Below are 2,793 nucleotides of genomic sequence, written 5' to 3'. Positions count from 1 at the left end.
GGAATTTTGGGATACGGGATGGATTCCATGCTCGCACTCACGGTCATTATTAACTCCGGTGTAGAAGCCATCTTTTCCGCTAAATGTTGCGCGATTTCTGACGCGAACTTGGAAATCATGCTTACCAACACAGGTGAATTGCCCATAACCGTGTCAGGCTGTTTTTCTCTGATCGGTGTGGAATCAACCGTTTTGCTGAATCTCTACCCTCAGGGGTTTAGGACCATCAGTCCTGGCGAAGGCGCCGCTTTCTATGGCACCATGGATACTGACCGGTGGACCGGTTTCCAGAAGATGACCGTGGCGGACACGGCCGGACAAATTTACCAATTCAACCTTCACCACAAAACCGATTGAGGGCCAGCAATGGAGATCCTGACGTATACCCCGGAGCAGGAGGATTTCAGGCGGCGGCTAAGGATATTCTGTGAAACCGAAGTGGTCCCCTATGTCGACCAATGGGAGGCCGACCGCATCGTCCCCAAGTCCGTCTGGCGAAAAATGGGTGCGGCGGGGTTCCTGTGCCCGTCCGTGGACCCGGTGTACGGCGGCCTGGGCGGCGACTTCCGCTACTCGGTGATCGTGGCCGAAGCGCTCGCCCGTACCGCCCACACAGGCCTGGCCGCGGGTCTTCACAGTGACGTGGTGGTTCCCTACATCGATACCTACGGCAGTGACGCGCTGAAGCGGCGATACCTTCCCCGCTGCGTCTCCGGCGAGTGCATCACGGCGATCGGCATGACCGAACCGGATGCGGGCAGCGACCTGGCCGGCATGCGGACCACGGCGGTGGAGGAAGGCGACAGCGTGATTGTCGACGGCGCCAAGACCTTCATCTCCAACGGCATCAACTGCGACCTGCTGGTGATCGCCGCCAGGGATCCGGCCGTGGAGAACAAGTACGAAGCGATGTCCCTGTATGTGATCGAAGACGGCACACCGGGTTTCACCCGCGGACGTCGGCTGGACAAGCTGGGCTGGCACAGCCAGGACACCGCCGAGTTGTTTTTCAGCAACTGCCGCATCCCCGTGGGCCATCGGCTGGGGGAAAAAGGCATGGGTTTTTTGATGCTCATGGAAAAACTCCAGCAGGAGCGCTTGACCTGTGCCGTGGGGGCGGTATGCGGGGCCGAAGCCATTCTGGCGTGGATCGTGGACTATTGCCGTAAAAACAACCGCGGCGGCCGACCCATGGCCAAATCCCAGGCGGTCCAGTTCGAACTGGTCGAGATGGCCGCCGACGTGAAGGTCGGCCGCACCTTCGTGGACAAACTGGTGGCCGACCACATCGAGAAGAAAAACATCGTGGTGGAGACCGCCATGGCCAAATTCTGGACCACCGACATGGCCAGCCGGACGGCGGACCGGGCCCTGAGCATCCTGGGCGATGGGGGCACCACCGAGTCCTGCCCTATCGTGCGCGCCTGGCGGGACCTGCGGGTGATGTCGATCTTCGCCGGCACCAACGAAATCATGAAAGGAATAGCTGCCAAGTTCATGGGGTTATGAGCCAGAAATGGCTATTTCTATTTACTTCAACCTTTTACCTTGGAGCTTTCAGCCATGAACCCATCCGGCGCCCTCTCGGGAATCACCGTCATCGACCTGTCCCGGATGCTGCCGGGGCCCTACTGCACCATGATCCTGGCCGACCACGGCGCCCGGGTCATCGCCGTGGAAGCCCCGCGTTATCGGGACCGTGGAGAACACGTCTTCCCCGTCTACCGCAACAAATCCCACCTGACCCTGAACCTGAAGTCCGAGGCCGGGCTGGAGATTTTTTTCCGGCTGGTAAAAGACGCAGACGTGGTGGTCGAGGGGTTCCGGCCGGGAGTGGTTGCCAGATTGGGTGTGGACTACCCCGCCGTGTGCCGGGTGAACCCGACAATCGTCTACTGCTCCATCACCGGCTATGGACAGACCGGCCCCATGCACCATGCCGCCGGCCACGATGTCAACTACCTGAGCCGGTCGGGCCTGCTTGACCTGATGGGTGAAAAAGGCCGACCGCCGACCATTCCCGGCATACCGGTGGCGGACCTGGTGGGAGGCGGCATGAACGGCGCCCTGGGCATCGTCATGGCCCTTTACCACCGCCAAGCCACCGGTGCAGGTCAGCAAATCGACATATCCATGACCGACGGCATGCTGGGTCTGCTGCCCACGGTGCAGTTCTTCCAAGCCCTGTTCGGCACCGAACAACGCCGGGGGGACGGTTTTCTCTCCCATCGCTATGCCTGCTATAACACTTACCAGACAGCCGATGGCCGCTACCTCTCCGTTGGCGCGGTGGAAAACCACTTCTGGCAGAACCTGTGTCGCCACCTGGGAAAGCCCGAATACGGGCCGCTGCAGTATGATGAAACCCGTCGGGAGGAAATCATCGCCGGCATGCGAGAGAAATTCAAGCAAAAGCCGCTAGATGATTGGGAGCGTGAGTTCGAAGGCCTCGATGTCTGCGTGTCACCGATCCGAACCGTTGCCGAAGCCATGCAGGACCCACTGTTCAACGTGCGTGAGATGGTGGTCCAAGCGGATCAGCCGACACCCGCGTTGGGCGTTCCGGTAAGGCTGAGCCAGACGCCGGGGTCGGTGCGCACGGCGCCGGCGGCCTTCGGAGCCGACACGGAGCGCATCCTGGCGGAACTGGGCTACGACAAGGCAAAGATCAAGTCCCTGCGGGAAAAAGGAGTTGTCTGAGGTCCTTTCCGAGAACTGCTGCTTCGCCCCCGGAAAGAAAGGCAACCCCATACGTCTCCCTCTCCCCTCGAGGGGAGAGGGCCGGGGTGAGGG

At 60.8% G+C, this 2,793-nt stretch carries 3 protein-coding genes; all 3 read left to right on the top strand.

The annotated features are described in order from the left end of the window. On the top strand, nt 1–357 hold a 357-nt coding region (locus ABYV26_RS24130; protein ID WP_372683901.1), incomplete at its 5' end, for a hypothetical protein. 9 nt (nt 358–366) lie between these two features. After that, nucleotides 367–1,509 (top strand): acyl-CoA dehydrogenase family protein, encoded by a 1,143-nt coding sequence (locus tag ABYV26_RS24125; RefSeq protein WP_372683900.1) that lies wholly within the window; start codon nt 367–369, stop codon nt 1,507–1,509. A gap of 54 nt (nt 1,510–1,563) precedes the next feature. After that, on the top strand, nt 1,564–2,700 hold the full coding sequence (locus ABYV26_RS24120; RefSeq protein ID WP_372683899.1) for a CaiB/BaiF CoA transferase family protein: 1,137 nt from the start codon (nt 1,564–1,566) through the stop codon (nt 2,698–2,700). The last annotated feature ends 93 nt before the right edge of the window (nt 2,701–2,793 follow it).

Origin of the sequence: Desulfosarcina sp. (assembly GCF_041551955.1) — a bacterium.
Classification (GTDB): domain Bacteria; phylum Desulfobacterota; class Desulfobacteria; order Desulfobacterales; family Desulfosarcinaceae; genus Desulfosarcina.
The sequence above is the reverse complement of the archived record's forward strand: the minus strand, read 5'-3'. Positions and strand labels throughout refer to the sequence as shown.

What these genes read in the sequence shown, in the direction of transcription:
- ABYV26_RS24120 (WP_372683899.1), top strand. Translation starts at nt 1,564, where the DNA reads ATGAACCCATCCGGCGCCCTCTCGGGAATCACCGTCATCGACCTGTCC.
- ABYV26_RS24125 (WP_372683900.1), top strand. Translation starts at nt 367, where the DNA reads ATGGAGATCCTGACGTATACCCCGGAGCAGGAGGATTTCAGGCGGCGG.